Source organism: Aurantiacibacter gilvus (assembly GCF_038289935.1).
GTDB classification, from domain to species: domain Bacteria; phylum Pseudomonadota; class Alphaproteobacteria; order Sphingomonadales; family Sphingomonadaceae; genus Alteraurantiacibacter; species Alteraurantiacibacter gilvus.
This window is the reverse complement of sequence record NZ_JBBYHV010000001.1, coordinates 1,175,048-1,199,743: the sequence shown is the minus strand read 5'-3', so window position 1 is coordinate 1,199,743 and position 24,696 is coordinate 1,175,048. Positions and strand designations below refer to the sequence as shown.

Genomic DNA, 24,696 nt, shown 5'->3' with positions numbered 1-24,696 from the left:
TCCCGCGCCTGCGTTAGCTCGCTGTTGCCCGTGATTTGTTGAACATTGTGGCCGATCTGCGATAGGTCGCCCGCATGGGAAATCTCACTCATCTCGACGATACCGGTGCCGCGCGCATGGTGGACGTCGGCGGCAAGGCCGAAACGGCTCGCAGTGCTACCGCTGCGGGCCGTATTCGCATGGCTCCGGCAACCTTGCAGGCCGTGCGCGAAGGCAGCGGCCCCAAGGGCGACGTGCTCTCCGCCGCGCGTATCGCTGGCATCATGGCCGCCAAGAAGACCGGCGACCTGATCCCGCTGTGCCATCCGCTGGCGCTGGATACGGTCAGCGTCGATTTTGCCTTCTCCGTTGACGCCGTGGAAGTGACGGCCCGCGCTGCCCTGACCGGCAAGACGGGGGTAGAGATGGAAGCCCTCACCGCCGCTTCGGTCGCACTGCTCACGCTCTACGACATGGCCAAGGCGCTGGAAAAAGGCATGGTGATCGAAAACGTCCGCCTGCTCGAAAAGACTGGCGGCAAGAGCGGCGACTGGCGGGCGGAGTGAGCGACATGCTGTCGCTGGACGAGGCGCAGGCGCGGTTGCATGAGCTGGCGCAGCCACTGCCACCGGAAGAGCTTCCTGTCGAACTGGCAGTCGGTCGCTATCTCGCCGAACCTTTGCTGGCACAACGAACACAGCCATCAACCGATCTCTCGGCCATGGATGGCTACGCCTTGCGCGAGGATGACATTGCAGGTCCGTGGCAGGTGGTGGGCGAAAGCGCGGCGGGCCATCCCTTTAAGGGTAAACTGGAAGCCACGCAGGCTGTGCGCATCTCCACAGGAGCGCTGATGCCGGAAGGTGCTGGTGCGGTCTTGTTACAGGAGAATGCCAGACGCGATGGCGACACACTCGTTCTGGACAACGATGATGGGCCCACGTCGCGCCACGTTCGTCGCAGAGGTTTCGATTTCGCTGCCGGCGACCAACTTCTGACAGCGGGATTCCGCATCGAACCGCCGCAAGTAGCACTCGCTCTTTCAGCCGGACATTCCGGCATCACTGTGCATGCTTTGCCACGCTTGGCAATTCTCGATTCGGGTGACGAACTGGTTGCTGATCCGGCTAGCTGCGAACCGCACCAGATTCCTGCCAGTAATGGCGCCATGCTGGCGTCGCTGGCGATACCATTCGCCGCGGATGTTATCCGCCTTGGTCCAGTGCCTGACACGCTGGACGCCATGCTTGGTGCTCTGGACAGGGCGGGCGATGTCGACGTCATTGTCACCAGCGGCGGCGCATCAGTTGGCGATCACGACCTCGTCAGACCTGCGCTTGAACAGTGGGGCGCCAGCATCGACTTCTGGAAAGTCGCGATCAAGCCGGGCAAGCCCTTGCTGATCGCCCGTAAAGGTCGGCAATGGATTATTGGCCTGCCCGGCAATCCGGTCTCGAGCTATGTCACCGCGTATCTCTTCCTGCTGCCACTCTTGCGGAGGCTGGCAGGCGCTGAGTTTCCCGATCCGGAACCGATCACCGTCTGTCTCGCACGGTCACTGCCAGCGACCGGAAATCGTGACGAGTTCGTACGCGGCTACCTCGACAAGGGGTTGGCCTTTCCCCTCAGCCAGCAGGACAGCAGCGGCCTAAGAGCCTTGGCCCATGCACAGGTCTTGATCCACCGCCCTGCCAATTCCCCTGCGGCGCCGATCGACACCATCGCGAGCGCCTTTCCCCTCCAAAATGGCGGTATCGCTTGACTTGAGCGAATCTGTTTCATAATTGTTCCGCATTCGTTCCAAACTGGAACATTGCAGAAGGGGCTTGCCCATGTTGACTGCCAAGCAGCACGAATTGCTGTTGTTCATCAACCGTCGGCTCGAAGAAAGCGGCATTTCGCCCAGCTTCGAGGAAATGAAGGATGCGCTCGACCTGAAGAGCAAGTCGGGCGTGCACCGCCTGATCTCGGCTTTGGAAGAACGCGGCTTTATCCGCCGCCTCGCCAACCGTGCACGAGCGCTCGAAGTGGTGAAGATGCCGGAGAATGTCGGCAGCAAGGGTGCGGAAGCCGTTGCCAAGGTAACGACTGCGCCCACCAGCCAGCCAGCCCCTGCCAACGACGTGATCGAGATCCCGTTGCACGGCAAGATCGCCGCCGGTGTCCCGATCGAGGCGTTGGAAAGCGACCGGTCGCTGCCGGTTCCCGCCGCCCTGCTCGGCCCGGGCGATCACTATGCGCTGGAAGTTTCCGGCGACTCGATGATCGAAGCGGGCATTTTCGACGGCGACTTTGCCCTCGTGAAGAAGGCCGACACCGCCCGCGATGGCGATATCGTGGTGGCCCTGGTCAACGACGAGGAAGCCACGCTGAAGTACCTCTATCATGATGGCGGCCGTATCCGGCTAGACCCGGCCAACGGTGCCTATGATCCGCAGGTCTATGAAGGCAGCCAGGTCAAGGTACAGGGCAAGCTCGCAGGCTTGCTGCGGCGCTACCACTAAGGTTTTATCGGGTTTCAGACGGGGGCGGCATCGCGGGATGTCGCCCCCGTTTGCATGTATGGCGTCAATCCTCGCGTCGCCCGCGCCACCAGCCATGTTCGCCCTGCCCCTCGGCGACCGTGGTCACGCGCGGTTCCTCGTCCAGCACAATGGCCAGACCGCCGCTCTGCGACAGCATGCGTCCGTCGGCCTTGAGCCAGCGCGGCTCGCATGAGCGCGGCAGCCAGCGGTCCGAAACGACGATGTCGGCGCGCTCGCAGGCGGCAGCCAGCGCCCGTTCGGCCACGATATCGCGGCTACGGCTCATCAGCAGTTCCCACTCGCGCCCGCCACGCTCCAGCGTGATGGCGCAGAAATCGCGGCTGCACCGTGCACCGGGCCATTCGTCGAGCGTGACCGGCTCACCTTCGACCCCCGCCAGTTCGAGCAGGTTGTCGCGCGTGAAGCTGCTCTGGGTATCGCGCAGGACGAGCAGGCGATCACCCTCGCCCGTTATCCCGACGTGGCGGCCGTCGCCCGATACCAGCACGTCCGGGATCGGTGTGAGCCACAGCATGATCGTGGCCGCCATGGCCGGCGCAAAGCCCCAGAGCCGCGCCTTTCCGCGCCATAGCGCCAGCCAAAGGCCTCCCCCCACGAACAGCAGGATCGTCACCACGTCCATCTGCGGGAACAGCTTCACCGCTCCGGGTTGGCCGGAGGTGAAGTGGGCGATCCACAGCAGCAGGTCGAGCGACTTGCCCGCCAGCCACCAGACCGGCGCCCCTGCCCCGACCAGGTCGAACACCAGCGCCACGGCAATCAGCGGCATGGAAATGAAGGTGACAAGCGGGATGGCGATGACATTGGCGAAGGCCCCGTAGACGCCCGCGCGGTGGAAGTGGAAAAGCACGATCGGCATCAGCGCGATCTCGATCACCAGCCCTGTCACCAAGAGCATGAAGGCCCGCCGCGCGAACCACTTGCCCCGTCCTTCCTCGCGCGGCTTGAGGAAGCGCTTCACCGGCTCTGCATTGTGCAGCGCGACAATGGCGATGACGGCCGCAAAACTCATCTGGAAGCTGGGGCCGACCAGGCTTTCCGGCCAGAGCAACAACACGGCCATGGCGGCCACGGCCACCATGCGCAGGCTAAGGGGCTGCCTGCCCAGGGCCAGCGCGCCCAGCACCAGCAGGGCAGCGATACAGCTGCGCACGGTCGGCACCTGCGCGCCGGTCAACAGGGTATAGCCAATGCCCGCCAATGCAGCGACAGCAGCAGCTGCAACCGGGAGCCGCATACGCAGGACCAGCCACGGCCAGAGCGCCAGCAGCTTCACCGCCAGCAGGTAGGCCCCGGCGATCACCGCGCTGACGTGCAGGCCGCTGATGGACAGCAGGTGGGTCAGTCCCGCATCGCGCATGGCGTCCTCGTCCGCTGCACTGATTGCGCCGCGGTCCCCGCTGGCGAAGGCCGCGGCGATAGAGCCTGCCGATCCTCCCAGACGACTGCGCACGTGCGCCGACAACCGGCGCTGCAATCCGGCGATGAATGCGCCGTCAGCCTCCGCCGGTTCGATCAAGGTTATCTCGCCTTGCGCGCTGCCGGTCGCAGCGAAGCCCTCGAACCAGGCCGTGCGGGCGAAGTTGTAGCCGCCGGGCAGCATCGGCGCCGCCGGCGGCATCAACCGCGCCTGCGCCGAAATCAGCGCGCCCTCGTCGAGGCCGGGCAAGTCGTCGTCCAACTGCACGTTGATGCGGACACGTAGCGGCTCGCCCGTCTCCGGACTGCGGATGGCGAGGACGAGGCGCACGCGGTCCTGCGCCGGTTGCTCGATCCGCTCCAGCACCCGCCCCGTGAACTGGCCCGATTGCGGCCTGTCGAAAGCCTCCGCCCCCACCAGGGCCGACCGGCTCCAGGCGAGGCCCGTGCCGAAGGCCAGCAGCAGTCCGCAGGCCACCAGCGCGCCGACCAGGTGCACGCGGTCCTCACGCCCCTTCCAGACGGCCACCACAGCCAGCGCCACCAGCAGTCCCGCAGCCATGCAAACCACCCAGCTGGCAGGGCTGTCGAGCACGAACCAGGCCCCGATCCCCGCTGCCATGGCCACCGCCAACCAGGGCCCGCGATCAAAGCCGGAATCGCCCAGAAATCGCTCTGCCCCTGCTGCCACGCTGGACAAAGAAGCGCGCTTTCGCCAAGGCGTCTGCTGCGGCGCAACATCGCTTGTGTCGTCCCCCAGCGGGACCAGCGGAAGCACGGTCTCGGCCATGCAAGAATAGGACAGGAAACAAGGCGTTATGGCAAGTTCGAGTGGAAATGGTTCGGGTCAGCGTCCGGTGGTGACGCGCTTTGCCCCCAGCCCCACCGGATTCCTGCACATCGGCAATGCCCGCACCGGCCTGTTCTCCTGGCTCTACGCCCGCCACCACGGCGGCAAGGCCCTGCTGCGCATCGAGGATACCGACAAGGCGCGTTCGACGCAGGAAGCCATCGACGTCATCCTCGACGGCCTCGACTGGCTCGGCCTCGATTTCGACGGGGAGACTGTCTACCAGTCGCAGCGCGCCGATCGCCACGCCGAAGTTGCCAACAAGCTTCTCGAAGCCGGCCACGCCTACAAGTGTTTCGCCACCCAGGAAGAGCTGGCCGAAATGCGCGAGCAGCAGAAGGCCGCCAAGCAGCCGATGCGCTACGATGGCCGCTGGCGCGATCGCGATCCCTCCGAAGCGCCCGCAGGAGCGCCCTATGTCATCCGTATCAAGACGCCCGAGGGCGGCGAAACGGTGATCGAGGACGCGGTGCAGGGCCGCGTGAAGGTCGACAACCGGGAGATTGACGACTTCATCCTGTTGCGCGCCGATGGCTCGCCCACCTACATGCTGGCCGTGGTGGTCGACGACATGGACATGGGCTGCACCCACATCATCCGCGGCGACGACCACCTCAACAACGCCTTCCGCCAGATCCAGGTGATCCGCGCCATGCAGGGTATCGAAGACGGCTGGGAAGAACCGACCTATGCCCACGTCCCGCTGATCCACGGCAACGACGGCGCCAAGCTGTCAAAGCGCCACGGCGCGCTGGGCGTGCGCGACTACCGCGAAATGGGCATCCTGCCCGAAACCCTGTTCAACTACCTGTTGCGGCTTGGCTGGGGCCACGGCGACCAGGAAGAGTTCACCAAGGAAGAAGCCATCGCGCTGTTCGATATCGACGCGGTGAACAAGGGCCCGAGCCGCTTCGACATGAAGAAGCTGCTCAACATGAACGGCAATTACATTCGCGCGGCAGACGATGCGCGGCTCGCTGGGCTGGTGGCCAAGCTGATCGGCCCCGAAGCCGACGAAAAGCTGCTGGCCGAAGCCATGCCCGTGCTCAAGACGCGCGCCCGCGACCTCAACGAACTGGCCGACGGAGCGGCATTCCTGTTCAAGCAGCGCCCGCTGGAAATGACCGAGAAGGCTGCCGAACAGCTCGACGGAGAAGCAAGGGGCCGTTTGGCGGCGATTTCCGCCCGGTTGCACGGCGAAACGCACTGGACAATCGAGGCGCTGGAGGCCAATCTGAAGGCCTATGCGGAGGAGATGGGGCTCGGCCTCGGCAAACTTGCGCAGCCGCTTCGCGCGGCTTTGACGGGGCAAACCACTTCGCCCGGGATTTTCGATGTGCTGGTGCTTCTCGGAAGAGAAGAAAGCCTTGCGCGGATCGACGCTCAGGCAGGCGGCTGACAGGTCGCCTGAACTGTGGTGTCTAATTTATTGAAGGAGAACGGCTTTGGCTGACAAGCAGGCGGATTTGACCATCGGTGGCGAGACCTATGACTTCCCGACACTGGAAGGCAGCTGCGGACCGGATGTCATCGATATCCGCAAGCTCTATGGCAAGACGGGCAAGTTCACTTTTGATCCGGGCTACAAGTCCACTGCCTCGTGCGAAAGCGCGCTGACCTTCATCGATGGCAACGAAGGTGTCCTGCTGCATCGTGGCTATCCCATCGGGCAACTGGCAGAGCATTCCAGCTTCATGGAAGTCGCCTACCTGATGCTGAATGGCGAATTGCCCAGCCAGGACGAGTACGACGACTTCAAGAACACCCTGACCTATCACACCATGCTGCATGACCAGATGCGGCAGTTCTACCAGGGCTTCCGGCGTGACGCGCATCCGATGGCGATCATGTGCGGCGTGGTTGGCGCGCTGTCAGCCTTCTACCACGACAGCACCGACATTTCGGACCCCGAGCACCGCAAGATCTCGAGCCACCGCCTGATCGCCAAGATGCCGACCATCGCGGCCTGGGCTTACAAGTATGCGGTGGGCCAACCCTTCATGCAGCCGCAGAATTCGCTCAGCTACACGGGCAACTTCCTGCGCATGACCTTCGGCGTTCCGGCCGAGGAATACGAAGTGATCCCGGCGGTCGAAAAGGCGATGGACCGGATCTTCATCCTCCACGCCGACCATGAACAGAACGCCTCGACGTCGACCGTGCGTCTGGCCGGTTCGTCGGGTGCCAACCCGTTTGCCTGTATTTCGGCTGGTATCGCCTGCCTCTGGGGCCCTGCCCACGGCGGCGCCAACGAAGCCGCGCTCAACATGCTGCGCGAGATCGGCACTCCCGATCGCATCCCGCACTATATCGAGCGCGCCAAGGACAAGAACGATCCGTTCCGCCTGATGGGCTTCGGCCACCGCGTCTACAAGAACTACGACCCGCGTGCGACTGTCATGCAGAAAACCGTACGCGAAGTGTTCGACGCCTTGCAGGTGAAGGATCCGGTGTTCGAAACCGCGCTCCAGCTGGAAGAGATCGCGCTCAACGATCCCTATTTCCAGGAAAAGAAGTTGTTCCCGAACGTCGACTTCTATTCGGGCATCATCCTTTCTGCCATCGGCTTCCCGACCACCATGTTCACCGCGCTCTTCGCGCTCGCCCGGACCGTGGGCTGGGTGGCACAGTGGAACGAGATGATCTCCGATCCCGGCCAGGTCATCGGCCGTCCGCGCCAGCTCTACACCGGACCGACGCAGCGCGATTACGTGCAGATCGGCGACCGGTAGGGTTTAGCGGGGCTTCTTGCGCCGTTCCTTGAAGGTCGGAAGTTCAAGCGTGAAGCGGGCACCCTGCCCCTTCGCGCTTTCGACCGTCAGCGTGCCGTCCATGGCTTCGGCCAGGCGGCGCGAGATGTAGAGGCCGAGGCCCGAGCCGCCATCGCCGCTGCGGCCAAGCCGTTCGAACTTGGCGAAGACGCGGGCCTGTTGCGCCTCGTCGAGCCCCTCGCCCTGGTCAGCCACGGTGATGCGCGCGCGTTTGCCCTCGATCTCCGTGCGGATCCACACCTGTGCACCCTCGGGCGAATAGCGGATGGCATTGCCGACAAGGTTCAACAAAACCTGCAGGACCCGGCGGAACTCGCCGATCGCGGGGGTGGAGTCAGCTTCCTTCGGAGCGTCGAGCGTGATCCCGCGCTCCTGCGCCCGCACCCCAAGGATACCCACGGCACGACGGGCGACATCGGCAAGGTCGATCTTGTCCGGCTCGGTGACGAATTCCTCGTCCTCCACCAGTTCCAGCGTGGTCAGGTCCTCGATCAGCGCCAGCAGGTGCTCGCCGGCAGCCGCGATATCGGCGGCGTAATTGCTGTATTCCTCGGCCAGGGGGCCCGCCAGCTGAGTGCGGATCGTCTCGGCATTGGCGATGATGCGGCTGACCGGTTGGCGCAGCACCGGCGCGATATCGCGGCCGATGCCACTGACGCGATCTTGCGCGCGCGCAGGTTTTGGCGCCTCCTCGCGCGGTGCCTCGCGCGGGACGATGTAGAGCTCGAACCCGTCGCTTCCCGGTTGCGGTTTGCCCAGCGGGACAAGGTGGACGCTCCATTCCCGGTCGGACCCCTCGATCTCCACCGATGCCCCGTCGAGCAAGCGCCAGTGCAGCCGCTTGTGGTGGCTGCCCGCGGTCGGGGTAACGAATTGCGTCCAGACCTCGCCGATCCCCTCACGCATGCGCCCGGCCAGCATTTCGAGGTCCGGCGCGTCGGCGTCTACAGCCAAGACCTCCTGCGAGGGGCCAAGCCTTGCGCTAAGCCCGGCAACGTGACGCAAGAGGGCAAGCTTCTTTCCCTCCGGTTCGGCCTTGGCAGTGCTTTCCAGTGGCTGGGCATACCAGTCGGAAATGCGGATCAGGGCACCATCGCCGTCAGGCTCGACTTCGACCCATGCGGTAACTTGCTCGCTATCGTCCTGTGCCCGGATTGCTCGCGCCATGCGCAATCCGTAGACGCGCGCCTTGCGCACCATTTCCAGCAGGGCCGGAGTGACTATGACGCCCGGCATTTCCCCGCCAGCGCGCAAGTGGAAGCTCGCCAGCGGCTCGTCCGCTGCGATCAACCGATCCTGCGCGTCGGTCTGCGCTTGTGCGCGGTGGGAAGAGGCCGAAGCCACGGTCTCAGTTCGCCGCTTCTGACGCGGCGGCAGCCAGCAGGGCCGCTGCGCGTTCCGCACGCACCGCATCGAAACCGTCCGGCAGCGTGATTTCCGGGTGCAAGTAGAGGAACTGCTCTTCGACCGCGCTCTGGCCTAGCCCCGCGGCTCGCAAGGACAGGGCAAGTCGCGCGCACTGGTTTTCGCCCAGCGACAGGATCACGACATCGCGTTCCTGCTCCGACGCCATCGACAGCGCCGTAGCGAACAGGGACAGGCCTGCATGGTCCACAGCCAGGGCACGCCTCGCCTTTGGTCCCATCGCCATCAACAGGCGGGTGGCCTGGCCGATACGGCGATCACTCTCGTCGTATTCGTCGCGCAGCCGGTCGCACAGCTGCTTGGCAACTTGAGCATGGTCACCGGCATGAGTGCGCAAGAGCCTGGTGGCCGTGTGGAACAGTTCTGCCGGCAGTTCCTGCAGGGGCAGTTCCATGCGCCGCTGGTTCTGCATGAAGCGTGCCTGCGCCGCGACGCAGCGCATGGCCGCTGCGGCCAGGTCCTGGTCTTCCGATGCGGTCAGTTCCTGCAACAGCGGCGATAGAACCGGATCGATCCCGCTGCGCTGTTGCAGGCGATCGGCAAGCTGGGCCTCGATCGTCAGCGCATGGGCGTGGCCGAGGAATGCCGTGTCTTCCAACAGCTCGACCGCGAGCCGTTCCTCGCGTTCCTGCACGTAGGTGTCGCAGTCTTCGATCCCGGCATCTCGCGCGAGGCCGAGCAACAGTTGCCGTGCCAGGTGCAGCATCATGCCGCGGATCCTGGCGATCACTTGGTCGCTGAACAACGTATGCTCGTCATTGGCCAGCAGGTGGCGCAAAATCGGCTGGGCCGTCGCCAGGATGACGTCGGCCTGCGCCAACTCGGCGCTCAGCATCTTTTCCACTGACTCAGCCGTGGGCATGGCTTTGCTCATATCGCTCATGCCCGCACGCATAGCCCAGCTTGGTTAAGCCCACGTTAGCTGCGATCCGGCAGCAGGCTTGCTGCCAAGACCAGCAGCGAAGCCAGCATGATAGCCTGCTCCGGCGGCACGACAGCCGAAACCGCTGCCAGCAGGCCTGCTACCAGCATCCGGTCACGCGTCGGTTCCAGCCATGTCGCGAGTTTGCGCCGGTCCAGCAAAAGCAACACAGAAACAAGGACTAATGGCGGGAAGATAGTACGGTGGTGCAGGCCGTCGATGGCCAGCACACCTTGCACCAGCAAGGCTGCATCCACGAGCCAGCGCAACCACGGCAACCGGCGCAATTTGCCGAAAGGCGCGACGCCCAGTCGCGACATGGCAAGGAAGGCTTCGAGTACCGGAGCCGACAAGGCAGTCAGGGCAAAGCCAAGCACCGGCAGTTCGTAGAATGTCGCGGCGATACCACTGCCCAGCAATATCGCCGTGAGCGCCAGCAAGGCAGGCTTGGCAAAGCGCAGGTCCAGCATGCCGCTGCCCGGACCAGTCACGATGAAACGTCCCAGCCAACGCGAAGGGGCGCTTGGCGAAATCTCGCCCAGATGTGTTCGCTGCCAAGCCGCGGCGCGCTGCCGGGCGGCCTCTTGCGAGGTAACGACCGACCACTTGCCATCATCGAGCATGGCATCGGCAAGGCGCGCTTCGGGCAAGCGCTGCTGCAACGCGATCCGCAGCAGGGCCGGCTGCGGCGCGGCGTCTTCCGGCAGGCTGGCGACCTTGCCCAGCCACCTGCCGGGAATGGTCAGCGCACCCGCCCACGCCCGGTCGAGATCGATACGCTCCAGCCCCGCTGTCGCCCCCGGCCCCGCGGAAACGATCAGGAGACGGTCTCCCTCCGCGCGCAGGAGGTCCAGCGCCGTCCGCGATTCGGGCAGGAGTCCGGATTGCAGCACGAGCAAGCTGTCATCGTCTCCGATGATGCCCGGCAAGGCGTGCGTGGTAGAGATCACCTGGTATTTCATGCCAGCGCGCTCTGCCGCGTGGCGCAGGTCGATGGCGTCCGGCGATGCGCCGCCGCCATATGCGATAACGCTGGTACACCCCAGTTCGCGGGCAAAGGCCAGCTGCCGCCGCGCCAGTGACTGGCCAGCGATGACGGGCAGTGCGCCCTCCCCCGGTTGGGGCAAGCCGATCAGCGCTGCACGCATGTCAGTTCAGGGTTTCCAGCATGGCCCCTGCCTAGGCAGCGGCAGGAGCAATGCCAAGCGGTCTGCGCGGCGAAGCTTGCGGAAAACCCGACAGACGGCGGCCCTGCACGGTGGACGCCACCTTTGTCGGGGGTTCCAAGCGAATAACCCTGTGGTAAGGATGTTTCATGAACCGAAGGCGCACCATTTCTCCGTCGCAAGACCATGAAAGCCCGGATACTGCCGTCGAAGGCGCTGACACCCCCGAGGCAGACGTAGCCACTGCGGAGGAGGTATACGAAGAGCAGTATTGGGAAGAGCAGCCGGTACGTCCGCGCGGGACCTGGATCGCACCGACGCTGGCGGCTCTGGCCGCGATTGGTTGGACCGGCTTTTTTGCATGGGTAAACCAACAGGCGATAATGGCCGGTGCTGCGCCCAGCCAGTGGCTGGACTGGATCGTGCAGTGGTCGGTCCCCATGGTACTGCTGGTGGCGGTTTACCTGCTGGTGATGCGCAACAGCCGGCGTGAAGCCAACCGCTTTTCCGACGCCGCGCGCGCCTTGTCACACGAATCCGCCCAGCTCGAAGCGCGACTCGTGGCTGTCAATCGCGAGCTGGCGCTGGCCCGCAACTTCATCGAAGCGCAGGCCCGCGATCTCGAATCGCTTGGCCGCATCGCGAGCGAGCGGCTTTCCACCCATGCCGAACACCTGGAGTCGCTGATCAGGGACAACAGTGCGCAGGTGGAATCGATTGGCCACGTCAGCACGAGCGCCGTGAGCAATATGGAGGCGCTGCGCGACCAGCTGCCCGTCCTCGCCAACTCCGCCCGCGACATGAACAACCAGATCGCCGCCGCCGGCAATTCGGCGCGAGGTCAGATCGATGGCCTGGTGAGCGCATTCGAGCGGCTCAACACCTTCGGCGAAGCTGGCGAAGCGCATGTCAGCGCGATCAACGAGCAGGTTGGCGACACCCTGCGGAGTTTCGAGGAGCAACTGGTCGAACTGGGAGACCTGGCCCGGCAGCGTTTCGAAGGCTTGCGCGCGCAAAGCCACGAGTTCCGCAGCGAACTGGAGAAGAGCGAGGAGCACCTTACCGATTCCATCGCCAGCAAGTCGGAAGCGCTGGTGCGGCAGTTGTCCGAAGACTCCGAAGCGCTCCGCCAGCGTGAAGCAAATGCGGTAAGCGCCATGCGTGAACGCCTGGTGGCCCTGCGCGTCGAGGGCGAGCGGATCGTATCCTCGCTGGACGATGGGCAGGCCGCAGCAACATCACGCTGGAGCCAGGCGGTCGATGCACTGGAAGAGCGTATCAAGCACGTACTGGAAGGCGTGATGGCGCTCGACGAATCGGCGACCAACAACGCCCGTCAGCGCCTTGTTGCGCTGAACGACGAAGCCCAGCAGGTGGACGAAAGGTTGAACCAGGCGGCCGAAGCCTTCGAAGCCGACTTTGCCCGCCGCCGCGAAGCCAGCCAGCAGCGCGAGAACGAAGCTATCGCCGAGCTGGAGCGGCGCCTTGCCGAGTTCGACCAGCGGATCGTTGAGCGGCAGCAGGAACACATTGCCCACGTCGAAAGACTGGCAGAACGCGGCGAAGCCCTCGCCCAGCGCTTTGCTGCCCTCGATGGCGACCTGCAGCAGCTTGGCTCGCAGGCCGAAAGCGCCAGCGGGAACGTGGCCGAAGCAGCCGAACTGCTGGCAAACCGCTTGAGTCAAAGCCGTGCGGTGCTCGAAGAGAACGGTACCTTCATCAGCCGTCTTACCGACGACAGCGTACGCCTGCTGGAGATTATCCGGTCAAGCGCGGATCACTCCGAAGGTGCCCTGTCCGACGCGATCAGCAATGCTGAAACGCGACTGTCTGCCTTCGGCACCACCGCCAACGAGCTTCAGGAACTTATCCGCGATGCAGAAAGCCGCGGCAGCAACCTTGCATCGCAATTGGAAACCGCCCGCGAATCTGGCGGAGCCACGCTCGAGCAGTTGCGGGTACTGAAAACCCAGCTCGAAAGTGTTGCCGCAGACAGTGACCAGCTTGCCGAGCGCACCTCGGGCGAACTGCGAGAAGCTATCGAGCTACTCACAACAGCCTCTGCCAAGGTACTGGAAAATCTGCGTGATGAGCAGTCGGGTGCCGTGGCGGCCCTGGCCGAAGAGATCAGCACTGCCAGTCGCGAACAGCTGGCCTCGGCCATGCGCGAGAATGCCGTTACGGTTCTGGCGGAGCTGGAACAGGCAGCTGGGCGTGCCGATGCTGCCGGCCGCGAAACCGTACAGCTGCTGCGCGCTGAAATGGCGAAGGTCGGTGACCTCGCCGCCAACCTGGAACAGCGCGTGGAAGACGCCCGCCGGCAGGCGGAGGAACACAACGACAGCGACTTCTCACGCCGCATGGCGCTGATCACCGAGGCGTTGAATTCAACGTCGATCGATATCTCCAAGGCTTTCGACAACGACGTCGCCGACACCCAGTGGACCCATTACCTGCGCGGTGACCGTGGTATCTTCACACGCCATGCGGTTCGCCTGCTCGACAAGCACGAAGCCCGGCAAATCAGCAACTTCTACCAGGAAGATGCGGAGTTCCGTGAAGTGGTGAACCGCTACATCCACGACTTCGAAGCCATGCTGCGCGGCGTCCTCTCCACCCGCGATGGCAACGCCATTGCAGTTACCCTGCTCTCCAGCGACATGGGCAAGCTCTACGTTGCGCTGGCACAGGCCATCGAACGCCTGCGGGACTAGCTTTTTCGCCTATCTTTCAGGCGGGGACGGGAAGATGTTGATATCGTCCAGCTTGATCCATCCCTGGTCATAGTTCGCTATGAACAGTGCCGTGAGCACGGTTGCCAGCAAAGTGGCGCGCAGCACCACCCGCCAGGGACGGAAGTTGGCAGGCGCACTGTCCGCCTGCCCCGGCACTTTCACGATACCCGCCTCATCATGCGTCTTCACGCCGAATGGCAACATGACGAAAGCGCACATCACCCAGATCAGGCCGAAAATCGCGATGATGGAGGTAATCTGCATGGCGACTATTCACCCAGCAAGATAACGCGTGTCTGTGGTTTCTTGCCGGACCAGCGCTGGGCAGCGCGGCGTGCCGCGAGGCGCGCAGCTTCCATGATGACTTCGCGATCCTGGCTCCGCGCACCGCGCAGCTTGCCAAGTGAAGTCATGACGTCAGCCTCGGCTTCGTCGACAAAGTCGGCATAGTCCTCGTCCAATGGCAGGCCGATGCCTTCGATCCGCACCCCGCCTTCTTCGTCGAGAACCACGATAAGGATGCCGTCGCGCGACAGGCGGCGACGCATGGTCACCGCATCGCCGTCCGAAGGCACGATGATGTCGCCATCAAGAACCAGCCTGCCTGTGCGCACTTCGCCGACCTTTCCGGGCGCGCCGGGGGCAAGACGTACGATATCGCCGTTCTTCTGGAACACCGCGTCGGGAATGCCGTTCGCGATGCCCAGGCGCACCTGTTCCTGCATGTGCCGGATCTCGCCGTGGACGGGCACCAGCACTTGCGGGCGAAGCCAGCCATAGAGTGCTTCCAGTTCCGGACGGCCCGGATGGCCGGATACGTGTATCTCGCTCTGGCGGTCGGTCACCATGATGATGCCGCGTTCGGCCAGCTTGTTCTGGATGTAGCCGATAGCGATCTCGTTGCCCGGGATCTGGCGGCTGGAGAACAGCACCACGTCGCCTTCGTCGAGGCTGAGCGGGTGGCTGTCGTCGGCAATCCGGGCGAGCGCGGCGCGCGGCTCACCCTGCCCGCCGGTGGCGATGATCATGATCTCGCCGCGGCGCTGGGCCATGGCACTGTCGAAATCGAGCACCGGTGGAAATTCCTGCAGGTAACCGTTCTGCTTCGAAACCTCGATGATCCGGTCAAGCGAGCGACCGGCCACGCACAACTGGCGCCCGGTGCGCTTGGCAACCTCGCCCAGCGTATGCAGCCGCGCCACGTTGGAGGCGAAGGTAGTCACCAGCACGCGCTTGCCGTGGTGCTTCTGCACCTCTTCGAGCAAGCCGCGATAGACCGCGCCCTCGCTGCCCGAGGGAACGGGATTGAACACGTTGGTGCTGTCGCAAACCAGTGCCAGCACGCCAGCATCGCCGATCTCGCATAGCTCGTCCTCGGTCGCCGGCTCGCCGACGATTGGTTCCTCGTCCAGCTTCCAGTCGCCAGTGTGGAACACGCGGCCATGCGGCGTGTCGATCACCAAGGCATTGCCCTCGGCAATCGAGTGCGCCAGCGGCACATAGGCGATCTTGAACGGGCCGAGCTCGATCTCGCCGTGGTCGTCCTCGATCACGTTGAGCTCGATGCGCTTGGTCAGTCCTGCCTCGTCCAACTTGCGCCTGATCAGGTCTGCCGTGAAGGGTGTCGCATAGAGCGGGACGCCCAGTTCAGCGGCGAAATAGGGGATCGCGCCGATGTGGTCCTCGTGCGCGTGGGTCAGGACGATGCCGAGCAGGTCGTCGGCGCGGTCCTCGATGAATTCGGGATCGGCGAACATCAGCTCGGTACCGGGGTATTCGTTCGAGCCGAAGCTCATCCCCAAGTCCACCATGATCCACTTGCCCTGGCAGCCGTAGAGATTGACGTTCATGCCAATCTCGCCGGACCCGCCAAGCGCAAGGAACAGCAATTCGTCTTCGGGTGTGTAGTTCTTTTTCATGAGGCTCCAGCGCGGTCTGCCAGGATCTGCAGGCCGCGGATCGTCATATCGGCATCGACGACGTCAAAAATGTCGGTTTTCTTGTCGAACAATATGGCGAGCCCACCCGTGGCTACAACCTTCACCGGTCGACCTATTTCGTTTTTCATGCGTTCGATCAGGCCTTCCATCATCGCGACGTAGCCCCAGAACACGCCGATCAGCATCTGATCTTCGGTGTTGCGGCCCAGCACGCTGTCGGTGTCAGGCGCGGCGATGGCGATGCGCGGCAGCTTGGCGGTATTGCCCACCAGCGCGTCGAGCGAGAGGTTTATACCGGGGCAGATGATACCGCCCTTGTAAGCGCCGTTGAAATCGATCGCCTCGAACTTGGTGGCGGTGCCGAAGTCGACCACGATAATGTCACCGCCCACCAGCTCGTGTGCGGCGATGCAGTTGAGCGCGCGGTCCGCACCCAGCGTATGCGGCTGCTCGACGTCGATCTCGAAGTCCCAGGCGGCCTGGCCCTTGCCCGCAATCAGCGGCTCGATGCCGAAGTACTTGGTCGCCAGCACATCGAGGTTGTGGTCCGCACGCGGCACCACCGAGCCGAAGATGATACGGTCGACCTGGCTGCGCTCGATCCCCTCGATGGCAAGCAGTTGCAGCAGCCAGGTGGCATATTCGTCGCCAGTGCGGCGGCCGTCGGTGGCAATGCGCCAGCGCGCCTTGATCTCGGTGCCCTCGAACAGGGCGAAAACGACATTGGTGTTGCCGACGTCGATTGCGAGCAGCATCAGCCTTCCTCCAACATAACATCGCCCGCGTGGATGACCTGAGCGGTCCCGTCGGGCAAGCGCAGCCTTAGCGCGCCCGTGGCGTCGAGGCCATCGAACAGGCCGGAAATGGCGTCGCCATCGCTGCCGTGGACCGTCAGCGGTGTGCCGGGCTTGTGCGCCGCGGCCTGCCAGCGGCGCATGATCGGTTCGGCACCGAATTCGCGCCAACGTTGCAGCTCGAGCGCGAACTGCGCGGCCAGTGCCTCGGCAAAGGCATTGCGCGACAGGCCCTTCAGCGCATCGGTCCTGCGACCGGCGATCTCTGGCGCGGCCGCAAGGTTCACCCCAATGCCGACAATCACGGCACCATGCCCCATCTCAAGCAGCAGGCCGCAGAACTTGGACCCGGCCATGAGCACGTCATTGGGCCACTTGAGCATGATCGACTGCGGCGCCGCGACGCGGGGCACCACGGTCTCGTAGACTGCCAAGGCGGCAAGGAAGCTGAGCGTGGCGGCCGACGGGTCACGTTCGTGCAGGCGCACCACGGTGGAACCCATGAAATTGCCCGGCGCGTCGATCCAGCTACGGCCCTGACGCCCTCTCCCGGCGGTCTGGCGGTCGGTGACCAGCCAATGACCCTCGGGCACCAGTTCCCCGCCTGCCAGTCTCGCCAGCAGGTCGGCATTGGTGCTGCCGGTTTCGGGGATGTACTCGATCGTCGCGGTCAAGTCAGAAGGCGAGCGCCAGCGACGCTGCCGCCATGTCTGCCAGCGATCCCAGCCAACCCGTCAGCAGGTAACCCAGCGGCGAGATCAGCAGCGCACAGAGTGCCAGCAGCGCCCAATGCGGGGTGTCCGCAGCACCCTTGACCGTGTCCGCTGGCTCATCGAAGAACATCACCTTGACGATCTTGATGTAGTAGAACGCGCCGATCACGCTGGCGGCGATACCGATGGCGGCAAGCGCCACGAGGTCTGCCTCGACCGCCGCCTGGAACACCACGAACTTGCCCCAGAAGCCGAACAGCGGCGGGATACCGGCAAGGCTGAACATCAGCGCCATCAGGCACCATGCCAAAACCGGACGTGAGGTCGACAGGCCGGCAAGATCGCTGATGCCTTCGACCGCATTGCCATCCGCATCGCGCATCAGCAGCACGGCGACGAAGCTACCCACGGTCATCACCACGTAGATGGCGAGGTAGACCATCATCGCGCTGGCTCCCGCAGCCGTCCCGGCAGCAAGGCCGATCAGGATGAAGCCGACGTTGTTGATCGACGAATAGGCGAGCAGGCGCTTGACGTTCTGCTGCCCGATGGCGCCAAGCGCACCGATCACGATGGAAAGCAGCGCGGCAAAGATCACGATCTGCTGCCAAGCGCCCGCCTGCGACCCGAAAGCCTCCAGCGAGACTCGCGCCAAGAGGGCGATGGCCGCGACCTTGGGGGCGCTTGCGAAGAACATGGTCACCGGGGTCGGCGCGCCTTCGTAGACGTCGGGCGTCCACATGTGGAACGGCGCAGCGCTGATCTTGAAGGCGAGGCCTGCCAGCACGAAGGTCAGGCCGAACATCTGGCCGATCGACATGCCGTCCGCCACGGCAACGGCGATACCGCCGAAATTGGTCGTCCCGGTAAAGCCGTAGGTCAGGCTCATGCCGAACAGCAGGATGCCCGAGGCGAGCCCGCCCAGCACAAAGTACTTGAGACCGGCTTCGGCACTACGCTCGTCGTTGCGCAGGAGTGCGGCCAGGACGTAGGCCGACAGCGAGTTGAGCTCGAGACCGATGTAAAGCGTCACCAGGTCCGTGGCGGAGACCATGATGCTCATGCCGAGCGCGGCGAAGAGCACCAGGATCGGGAACTCTGCCCGCATGGAATCGAGCCGCTCGAAGAAACGCGGAGCCACGACCAGTGCGGCGCCGCTGGCAGCGAAGATCATCAGCTTGGCGAGACCGGCGAAGGCATCGGCGCGGAACTGGCCGCCAAAGGCAACCGTGTCCGGTCCGCTGGCGCCGGCACAGACCGAAGGCGCGACCAGCGCGAAGGCACCGCCCAGCGCCACGCATGCGGCGACGGAGATGACACGCGCGCCCTTGTCACCGCCCCAGGCCGCCAGCAGCAGCAGGACGAGGCCGGAGAGCGAAAGGACGATCTCGGGTGCGACGAGGCCGAGGGAAGCTGTGAGGTCCATCAGTGCGCCTCCCCTTCATGGCGTTCTTCTTCGGCCATATCGCCTTCAACGGGTGCGCCCTCCCCGATCTCGAGGTGGGCATCGCCTTCGGGTGCCGCAGCAGCAAGGCGCGCGTCGAGGATCTGGATGTCGGAACGCATGGGAGCAAGGAAGCTTTCGGGATAGACGCCCATCCACAGCACGGCAGCGGCAATCGGGCCGAGCAGCAGCCACTCACGCACGGACAGGTCGGGCATGGCGGCGGCGTCGGCATTCTTCTGCTCGCCGAAGCAGATGCGGCGGTAGAGGTAGAGCATGTAGGCAGCACCAAGGATGATGCCGGTCGTGCAGACAAAGGCCACCCAGCTATTCGCCTGGTAGATACCGGCCAGCGAGAGGAACTCGCCGACGAAGTTGCTGGTGCCCGGCAGGCCGACGCTGGCCATGGTGAACAGCATGAACAGCGTGGCGTAGGCGGGCATGTTGATCGAGAGGCCGCCGTAACGGTCGATCTCGCGGGTGTGCAGCCGGTCGTAGATAATGCCGACGCACAGGAACAGCGCGCCAGATACCAGGCCGTGGCCCAGCATCACCATCATGGCACCTTCGAGGCCCTGCACGTTGAAGGCGAACAGGCCCACGGTCACGATCGCCATGTGGGCGACCGACGAGTAGGCGATCAGCTTCTTCATGTCGTGCTGGACCAGCGCGATCAGGCTGGTGACCACCACGGCCACCATCGACAGGCCCCAGACCAGCCAACCGAATTCGGCGCTGGCATCGGGGAACATCGGCAGGCTGAAACGGATGAAGCCGTAACCGCCCAGCTTGAGCAGCACGCCAGCCAGGATCACCGAACCGGCAGTCGGTGCCTGCACGTGGGCATCGGGCAGCCAGGTGTGCACCGGCCACATCGGCATCTTCACCGCGAAGCTGGCGAAGAAGGCCAGCCACAGCCAGGTCTGGGCTTCGGGAGCGAAGTCGTATTCCATCAGCGCAGGGATGCTGGTGGTCCCGGCCTCGTTCACCATCCACAGCATGGCCACCAGCATCAGGACCGAGCCGAGCAGCGTGTAGAGGAAGAACTTGTAGGCCGCGTAGATGCGGTTCTGGCCACCCCATACACCGATGATCAGGTACATCGGGATCAGGCCGGCTTCGAAGAAGATGTAGAACAGGAAGATGTCCTGCGCGGCGAAGACGCCGATCATGAGCGTTTCCATGATGAGGAAGGCGCACATGTATTCGCCCACCCGCTTGGTGATGGCTTCCCAGCTGGCACCGATGCAGATCGGCATCAGGAACACGCTGAGCATGATCAGCATCAGGGCGATGCCGTCGATGCCGAGCGCATATTCGAAGCCCGCGAACAGGTTGGAGCGTTCGGTGAACTGCCACTGCGCGCCGCCGATATCGAAGTTTACCCATAGCACGATGCCGAGGGCAAGATCGATCAGCGTGGCCAGCAGCGCGACCATGCGAGCGGACTTGGCGTCGAGGAACAGGCAGGCGATGGCGCCGAGCAGCGGCACCACCAGCATGGCGGTCAGGATCGGGAAGTCGCCCATCAGAACAGCACCCAGGTGATAGCGGCGACAAGGCCAAGCAGCATGATCAGCGCGTAACTCGTAAGATAACCGGACTGGACTTTCTTCGCGAAGACGCTGCCGCGCTCGACCACCCAGGCAACGCCGTTGGGGCCGAAGCGGTCAATCGTGCCCTCGTCACCCTTCTTCCAGAAGAGACGGCCGAGCCAGAATGCAGGTTTCACGAAAACGTAGTTGTAGAGCTCGTCGAACATCCATTTGCGGTAGATGAAGCGGTAGACCGGGCCGAGTTGCTCGGCGGTCGCTTTGGGCACCCCGGGCTTGATCAGGTAGGCGTAGATTGCACCGAGCAGGCCGATCACCATGACGGTGAAGGCCGAATACTTCACCCAGTAGGGCACTTCATGCATCGCGTGCATCAGGTGCTCGTTGTAGGCGATGGACCCCATCCAGAAGCCCTCTTCGTTGAGGAAGGCGTCGTGGAAGACCTGGCCGGCGAAAATCGCGCCGACACTGAGCACTCCTAGCGGAACCAGCATGGTCCACGGGCTCTCGTGCGGGTGATAGCCACCGGTGGTGTCTGCCCCCGCCTCTTCCGGCGTCTTGTGCACCGAATGCTGGATATGCTCGCTCTCGATCCAGCGCGGCTTGCCCCAGAAGGTGAGGAACATCAGGCGCCACGAATAGAAGCTGGTCAGCAGCGCTGCGAAGGTGCCGAGCCAGAAGGCCAGCACGGAGTATTCACCCGCAGCGGCGTAGGCCACTTCGAGGATAGCGTCCTTCGACCAGAAGCCTGCGAAACCGGCACCGAGGTGGTAGACACCCACACCGGTGATCGCCAGCGTGCCGAACAGCATGGCCCAGAAGGTGATCGGAATCTCTTTCCGCAGGCCACCGTAGTAACGCATGTCCTGCTCGTGGTGCATGGCGTGGATCACCGAGCCGGCACCAAGGAACAGCAGCGCCTTGAAGAAGGCGTGCGTGAACAGGTGGAACATGGCCGCGCCATAGGCGCCGACACCGGCAGCGAAGAACATGTAGCCCAGCTGCGAGCAGGTAGAGTAGGCGATGACGCGCTTGATGTCCCACTGCGTGGTGCCGATCGTCGCGGCGAAGAAGCAGGTTGCGGCACCGATCACGGTGACCACGGTCAGTGCGTCAGGCGCAGCTTCGAACATCGGCGACAGGCGGCACACCATGAACACGCCCGCCGTCACCATGGTGGCGGCGTGGATCAGCGCGGAAACCGGCGTCGGGCCTTCCATGGCGTCGGGCAGCCAGGTGTGCAGACCCAGCTGCGCGCTTTTGCCCATGGCACCCACGAACAGCAGCAGGCACAGGATCGTCATCGTATCCCAGCGCGCGCCCATGAAGGTGATGGTGCTGCCCTGCATGGCGGGAGCCGCCTCCAGGATGGCGTCGATGCTGGTGGTCTGGAAGACGAGGAACGTCCCGAAGATGCCGAGCATGAAGCCAAGGTCGCCAACGCGGTTGACCACGAAGGCCTTGATCGCGGCGGCATTGGCGCTGGGCTTCTTGTACCAGAAACCGATCAGCAGGTAGCTGGCGAGGCCCACGCCTTCCCAACCGAAGAACATCTGCACCAGGTTGTCGGCTGTCACCAGCATCAGCATGGCGAATGTGAACAGCGACAGGTAGGCAAAGAACCGGCTCTGGTCCGGGTCCTCGTCCATATAGCCCCAGCTGTAGAGGTGCACGAGCGCCGAGACGCTGGTGATCACCACCAGCATCACGGCGGTCAGCGTGTCGACCCGCAGCGCCCAGTCAAAGGTCATGGCTCCCGACTGCACCCAGGTCAGCACCGGGGTGACCGAAGCCTCGCCCGTGCCGGCAATGAACGACAGGAAGATCGGCCAGCTCAGGCCGGCAGCCAGGAACAGGCCGCCGGTGGTGATGGCCTTGGCCGCGGTGTGGCCGATCCAGCGACCGCCCAGCCCTGCTACCATGGCAGCGACCAGCGGCGCGAAGACGATGATGAGGATGGAGTTCAAGGTCTAACCCTTCATCCGGTTGACGTCGTCCACAGCGATGGAGCCGCGGGTACGGAAGTAAGTGACGAGGATGGCAAGGCCGATGGCCGCTTCGGCAGCAGCCACGGTCAGCACGAACATGGCGAAGACCTGTCCGGTGAGGTCACCCAGGAAGGCGCTGAAGGCCACCAGGTTGATATTCACCGCCAGCAGGATCAGCTCGATCGCCATCAGGATGACGATCACGTTCTTGCGGTTGAGGAAGATCCCCAGCACGCCGAGCACGAACAGGATCGAGCTCACCACGACATAGTGTTCGACGCCGATCATAGCTCGACCCCCTGCCCGATACCGGGCTGCTTGAGTTCGGTCGCGTCCTGCGGACGGCGGTTGACCTGCTTGGAAATGTCCTGGTGGCCGCGCGGGGCGCGCTGTTCGCGGTGCGTCAGCACGATGGCGCCGATCATGGCGACCAGCAGGATGATGCCCGCGGTTTCGAACAGGAACAGGTAATCGGTGTAGAGCAGCTCGCCGATGGACTCGATGTTGCTTTCGCCCACCAGCGGAGCGGCGCTGCCATCCGGCGTGCCGAGCGACAGGTTGCCCGCCTTGTAGGCGCCAATGCCCAGCACCAGTTCGGCCAGCAGGATGATCGCGATGGCGACCCCCACTGGCGCGTTCTTCATGAAGCCCGCGCGCATTTCGGCGAAGTCGATGTTGAGCATCATCACGACGAACAGGAACAGCACCGCGACGGCGCCGACGTAGACCACGACCAGCAGCATGGCGAGGAACTCTGCCCCCACCAGCACCATCAGGCCGGCAGCGTTGAAGAAGGCCAGGATCAGCCACAGCACCGAATGCACGGGGTTGCGCGCGGTGATCACGAGCACCGCGGAGCCGAGCATCAGGACGGCGAAGAGATAGAAAGCGAAGACGGTCATCGTAAGCTCGCGCGCCCCCTATCGATACGGCGCATCGGCTTCAAGGTTCGCGGCAATCGCCCGCTCCCACTTGTCCCCGTTGGCCAGCAATTTCGCCTTGTCGTAGAGCAGTTCCTCGCGCGTTTCGGTCGCATATTCGAAGTTCGGCCCTTCGACGATAGCATCCACCGGACAGGCTTCCTGGCAGAAGCCGCAGTAGATGCACTTGGTCATGTCGATGTCGTAACGCGTGGTGCGGCGGCTGCCGTCATCGCGCGGTTCCGCCTCGATGGTGATCGCCTGCGCCGGGCAGACGGCCTCGCACAGCTTGCAGGCGATGCAGCGTTCCTCGCCGTTGGGATAACGGCGCAGCGCATGCTCGCCGCGGAAGCGCGGACTGAGCGGGTTCTTTTCGAACGGGTAGTTGATCGTCACCTTGGGCTTGAAGAAGTACTTCAGCGTGAGGGCATGTGCCTTCACGAACTCCCACAGGGTGAACGATTTGACGAGTTGGGCGACGGTCATGCCGCACCTCCGTAACGGGTAAGCATCAGCCAGCCAGAAATGGCGACGACGAACAGCAGGCTCATTGGCAGGAAGACCTTCCAGCCCAGCCGCATCAGCTGGTCGTAGCGGTAGCGCGGGACGGTCGCCATCACCCAGCTGAACATGAAGAAGAAGAAGAACGTTTTCAGCAGGAACCACACGATGCCCGGAATGTCGAACCAGGGGATCCAGTCCACGTTCAGCGGCGGCAGCCAGCCACCGAAGAACAGCAGCGTGTTGAGCGAACACATCAGCAGGATGTTGGCGTATTCACCCAGCCAGAACAGCGCGAAGGCCATCGACGAGTATTCGGTCTGGTAACCGGCAACGAGCTCCGATTCCGCTTCGGTCAGGTCGAACGGGACACGCTGCGTTTCGGCGAGGCTGGAGATGAAGAACACCACCCACATCGGGAACAGCAGCAGGTTGAACCAGTAGCCGTTGACGATCCCGAAGCCGTGGCCTTCCTGCGCCATCACGATGTCGCTGAGGTTGAAGGTGCCGGCGTAGAGCACGACGCAAACGAGGATGAAGCCGATGGAGACTTCGTAGGAAATCATCTGAGCGGCGGCGCGCATAGCGGAGAAGAACGGGTACTTCGAGTTCGAAGCCCAGCCCGCCATGGTCACGCCGTAGACGCTCAGCGAGGAGATCGCGAGGATGTAGAGCAGGCCAACGTTGATGTCCGACAGCACCCATTCGGCATCGAAGGGGATCACCGCCCATGCCAGCAGCGCCACGGTAAAGGTGACGATCGGCGCAAGGATGAAAATGCCCTTGTTGGATGCCGAGGGAATGATGGTTTCCTGCAGGAACACCTTCAAACCGTCCGCGAACGATTGCAGCAGGCCGAACGGGCCGACCACGTTGGGACCGCGCCGCAGGTTGATCGCCGCCCACACCTTGCGGTCGACGTAGATGATCATGGCCACGGCCAGCATCAGCGGCAGCGAGATCAACAGGATGCCGATGACGGAGCCGAGCACCAGCGCCCAGCTTTCCATCATGCCCCATTCCATGAGGG

General features: G+C 63.8%; 21 protein-coding genes. 6 read left to right on the top strand and 15 right to left on the bottom strand.

The window, feature by feature from the left end:
- The first annotated feature begins 74 nt into the window (after positions 1-74).
- The 3 genes from moaC to lexA all read left to right on the top strand — a co-directional run bounded on the left by moaC (position 75) and on the right by lexA (position 2,483).
- Positions 75-545 (top strand): cyclic pyranopterin monophosphate synthase MoaC, encoded by a 471-nt coding sequence (gene moaC, locus AAEO60_RS05875; RefSeq protein WP_341672709.1) that lies wholly within the window; start codon positions 75-77, stop codon positions 543-545.
- A gap of 5 nt (positions 546-550) precedes the next feature.
- On the top strand, positions 551-1,741 hold the full coding sequence (locus tag AAEO60_RS05870) for a molybdopterin molybdotransferase MoeA (protein WP_341672708.1): 1,191 nt from the start codon (positions 551-553) through the stop codon (positions 1,739-1,741).
- 70 nt (positions 1,742-1,811) lie between these two features.
- Positions 1,812-2,483: a transcriptional repressor LexA gene (lexA, locus tag AAEO60_RS05865; RefSeq protein ID WP_341672707.1), complete on the top strand. Its 672-nt coding sequence runs from the start codon at positions 1,812-1,814 to the stop codon at positions 2,481-2,483.
- Positions 2,484-2,547: 64 nt separating this feature from the next.
- Here lexA and AAEO60_RS05860 read toward each other — a convergent pair whose 3' ends face one another.
- Positions 2,548-4,734 carry a ComEC/Rec2 family competence protein gene (locus AAEO60_RS05860; protein ID WP_341672706.1) on the bottom strand — a complete coding sequence of 729 codons (2,187 nt, stop codon included), beginning with the start codon at positions 4,732-4,734 and terminating at the stop codon, positions 2,548-2,550.
- 28 nt (positions 4,735-4,762) lie between these two features.
- Between AAEO60_RS05860 and gltX the strand changes: the two genes are divergently transcribed.
- Together gltX and AAEO60_RS05850 are read left to right on the top strand one after the other, a co-directional pair.
- Entirely contained in the window at positions 4,763-6,193 is a 1,431-nt protein-coding gene (gene gltX, locus AAEO60_RS05855) for a glutamate--tRNA ligase (protein ID WP_341672705.1), read from the top strand.
- A gap of 46 nt (positions 6,194-6,239) precedes the next feature.
- Complete coding sequence (locus tag AAEO60_RS05850) at positions 6,240-7,526, top strand: citrate synthase (protein ID WP_341672704.1); 1,287 nt, start codon at positions 6,240-6,242, stop codon at positions 7,524-7,526.
- 3 nt (positions 7,527-7,529) lie between these two features.
- Here the strand turns inward: AAEO60_RS05850 and AAEO60_RS05845 are convergent, their stop codons facing one another.
- Genes AAEO60_RS05845 through AAEO60_RS05835 form a run of 3 tightly spaced genes read right to left on the bottom strand, consistent with a single transcriptional unit; the run spans position 7,530 to position 11,060 of the window.
- Positions 7,530-8,909 (bottom strand): sensor histidine kinase, encoded by a 1,380-nt coding sequence (locus tag AAEO60_RS05845; protein WP_341672703.1) that lies wholly within the window; start codon positions 8,907-8,909, stop codon positions 7,530-7,532.
- Positions 8,910-8,913: 4 nt separating this feature from the next.
- Positions 8,914-9,873 carry a hypothetical protein gene (locus tag AAEO60_RS05840; RefSeq protein ID WP_341672702.1) on the bottom strand — a complete coding sequence of 320 codons (960 nt, stop codon included), beginning with the start codon at positions 9,871-9,873 and terminating at the stop codon, positions 8,914-8,916.
- A gap of 35 nt (positions 9,874-9,908) precedes the next feature.
- The gene (locus AAEO60_RS05835) at positions 9,909-11,060 is read right to left on the bottom strand and encodes a hypothetical protein (protein WP_341672701.1); all 1,152 of its coding nucleotides are present in this window, start codon (positions 11,058-11,060) and stop codon (positions 9,909-9,911) included.
- A gap of 167 nt (positions 11,061-11,227) precedes the next feature.
- Between AAEO60_RS05835 and AAEO60_RS05830 the strand changes: the two genes are divergently transcribed.
- Positions 11,228-13,792 (top strand): hypothetical protein, encoded by a 2,565-nt coding sequence (locus tag AAEO60_RS05830; protein ID WP_341672700.1) that lies wholly within the window; start codon positions 11,228-11,230, stop codon positions 13,790-13,792.
- Positions 13,793-13,801: 9 nt separating this feature from the next.
- Here AAEO60_RS05830 and AAEO60_RS05825 read toward each other — a convergent pair whose 3' ends face one another.
- From AAEO60_RS05825 to nuoH, 11 genes are read right to left on the bottom strand one after another with little or no spacing between them, the layout of a single operon-like run.
- A complete protein-coding gene (locus tag AAEO60_RS05825) occupies positions 13,802-14,077 on the bottom strand; it encodes a DUF1467 family protein (protein WP_341672699.1) in 276 nt (91 codons plus the stop codon).
- Between the two features lie 5 nt (positions 14,078-14,082).
- On the bottom strand, positions 14,083-15,732 hold the full coding sequence (locus AAEO60_RS05820) for a ribonuclease J (protein ID WP_341672698.1): 1,650 nt from the start codon (positions 15,730-15,732) through the stop codon (positions 14,083-14,085).
- Positions 15,729-16,508: a type III pantothenate kinase gene (locus AAEO60_RS05815; protein ID WP_341672697.1), complete on the bottom strand. Its 780-nt coding sequence runs from the start codon at positions 16,506-16,508 to the stop codon at positions 15,729-15,731. The genes AAEO60_RS05820 and AAEO60_RS05815 overlap by 4 nt, the downstream gene beginning before the upstream one ends.
- On the bottom strand, positions 16,508-17,221 hold the full coding sequence (locus AAEO60_RS05810; protein ID WP_341672696.1) for a biotin--[acetyl-CoA-carboxylase] ligase: 714 nt from the start codon (positions 17,219-17,221) through the stop codon (positions 16,508-16,510). The genes AAEO60_RS05815 and AAEO60_RS05810 overlap by 1 nt, the downstream gene beginning before the upstream one ends.
- A gap of 1 nt (position 17,222) precedes the next feature.
- A complete protein-coding gene (nuoN, locus tag AAEO60_RS05805) occupies positions 17,223-18,686 on the bottom strand; it encodes an NADH-quinone oxidoreductase subunit NuoN (RefSeq protein WP_341672695.1) in 1,464 nt (487 codons plus the stop codon).
- Positions 18,686-20,233, bottom strand: a complete 1,548-nt coding sequence (locus AAEO60_RS05800; protein WP_341672694.1) for an NADH-quinone oxidoreductase subunit M — start codon at positions 20,231-20,233, stop codon at positions 18,686-18,688. The genes nuoN and AAEO60_RS05800 overlap by 1 nt, the downstream gene beginning before the upstream one ends.
- Complete coding sequence (gene nuoL, locus AAEO60_RS05795; RefSeq protein ID WP_341672693.1) at positions 20,233-22,224, bottom strand: NADH-quinone oxidoreductase subunit L; 1,992 nt, start codon at positions 22,222-22,224, stop codon at positions 20,233-20,235. The genes AAEO60_RS05800 and nuoL overlap by 1 nt, the downstream gene beginning before the upstream one ends.
- Positions 22,225-22,227: 3 nt before the next feature.
- A complete protein-coding gene (nuoK, locus tag AAEO60_RS05790; RefSeq protein WP_341672692.1) occupies positions 22,228-22,533 on the bottom strand; it encodes an NADH-quinone oxidoreductase subunit NuoK in 306 nt (101 codons plus the stop codon).
- Positions 22,530-23,147: an NADH-quinone oxidoreductase subunit J gene (locus AAEO60_RS05785; protein WP_341672691.1), complete on the bottom strand. Its 618-nt coding sequence runs from the start codon at positions 23,145-23,147 to the stop codon at positions 22,530-22,532. The genes nuoK and AAEO60_RS05785 overlap by 4 nt, the downstream gene beginning before the upstream one ends.
- An 18-nt stretch (positions 23,148-23,165) precedes the next feature.
- The gene (gene nuoI, locus AAEO60_RS05780; RefSeq protein WP_269101161.1) at positions 23,166-23,651 is read right to left on the bottom strand and encodes an NADH-quinone oxidoreductase subunit NuoI; all 486 of its coding nucleotides are present in this window, start codon (positions 23,649-23,651) and stop codon (positions 23,166-23,168) included.
- Complete coding sequence (nuoH, locus tag AAEO60_RS05775) at positions 23,648-24,691, bottom strand: NADH-quinone oxidoreductase subunit NuoH (RefSeq protein ID WP_341673550.1); 1,044 nt, start codon at positions 24,689-24,691, stop codon at positions 23,648-23,650. Before nuoH ends, nuoI begins: the two co-directional genes overlap by 4 nt.
- Positions 24,692-24,696 lie beyond the last annotated feature (5 nt).

Bases quoted from the DNA above. Each gene is read 5' to 3' on its own strand.
- moaC (WP_341672709.1), top strand. From the start codon at position 75: ATGGGAAATCTCACTCATCTCGACGATACCGGTGCCGCGCGCATGGTG.
- AAEO60_RS05870 (WP_341672708.1), top strand. From the start codon at position 551: ATGCTGTCGCTGGACGAGGCGCAGGCGCGGTTGCATGAGCTGGCGCAG.
- lexA (WP_341672707.1), top strand. From the start codon at position 1,812: ATGTTGACTGCCAAGCAGCACGAATTGCTGTTGTTCATCAACCGTCGG.
- AAEO60_RS05860 (WP_341672706.1), bottom strand. From the start codon at position 4,734: ATGGCCGAGACCGTGCTTCCGCTGGTCCCGCTGGGGGACGACACAAGC.
- gltX (WP_341672705.1), top strand. From the start codon at position 4,763: ATGGCAAGTTCGAGTGGAAATGGTTCGGGTCAGCGTCCGGTGGTGACG.
- AAEO60_RS05840 (WP_341672702.1), bottom strand. From the start codon at position 9,873: ATGAGCGATATGAGCAAAGCCATGCCCACGGCTGAGTCAGTGGAAAAG.
- AAEO60_RS05835 (WP_341672701.1), bottom strand. From the start codon at position 11,060: ATGCGTGCAGCGCTGATCGGCTTGCCCCAACCGGGGGAGGGCGCACTG.
- AAEO60_RS05830 (WP_341672700.1), top strand. From the start codon at position 11,228: ATGAACCGAAGGCGCACCATTTCTCCGTCGCAAGACCATGAAAGCCCG.
- AAEO60_RS05825 (WP_341672699.1), bottom strand. From the start codon at position 14,077: ATGCAGATTACCTCCATCATCGCGATTTTCGGCCTGATCTGGGTGATG.
- AAEO60_RS05820 (WP_341672698.1), bottom strand. From the start codon at position 15,732: ATGAAAAAGAACTACACACCCGAAGACGAATTGCTGTTCCTTGCGCTT.
- AAEO60_RS05815 (WP_341672697.1), bottom strand. From the start codon at position 16,508: ATGCTGCTCGCAATCGACGTCGGCAACACCAATGTCGTTTTCGCCCTG.
- nuoN (WP_341672695.1), bottom strand. From the start codon at position 18,686: ATGGACCTCACAGCTTCCCTCGGCCTCGTCGCACCCGAGATCGTCCTT.
- AAEO60_RS05800 (WP_341672694.1), bottom strand. From the start codon at position 20,233: ATGGGCGACTTCCCGATCCTGACCGCCATGCTGGTGGTGCCGCTGCTC.
- nuoK (WP_341672692.1), bottom strand. From the start codon at position 22,533: ATGATCGGCGTCGAACACTATGTCGTGGTGAGCTCGATCCTGTTCGTG.
- AAEO60_RS05785 (WP_341672691.1), bottom strand. From the start codon at position 23,147: ATGACCGTCTTCGCTTTCTATCTCTTCGCCGTCCTGATGCTCGGCTCC.
- nuoI (WP_269101161.1), bottom strand. From the start codon at position 23,651: ATGACCGTCGCCCAACTCGTCAAATCGTTCACCCTGTGGGAGTTCGTG.
- nuoH (WP_341673550.1), bottom strand. From the start codon at position 24,691: ATGGAATGGGGCATGATGGAAAGCTGGGCGCTGGTGCTCGGCTCCGTC.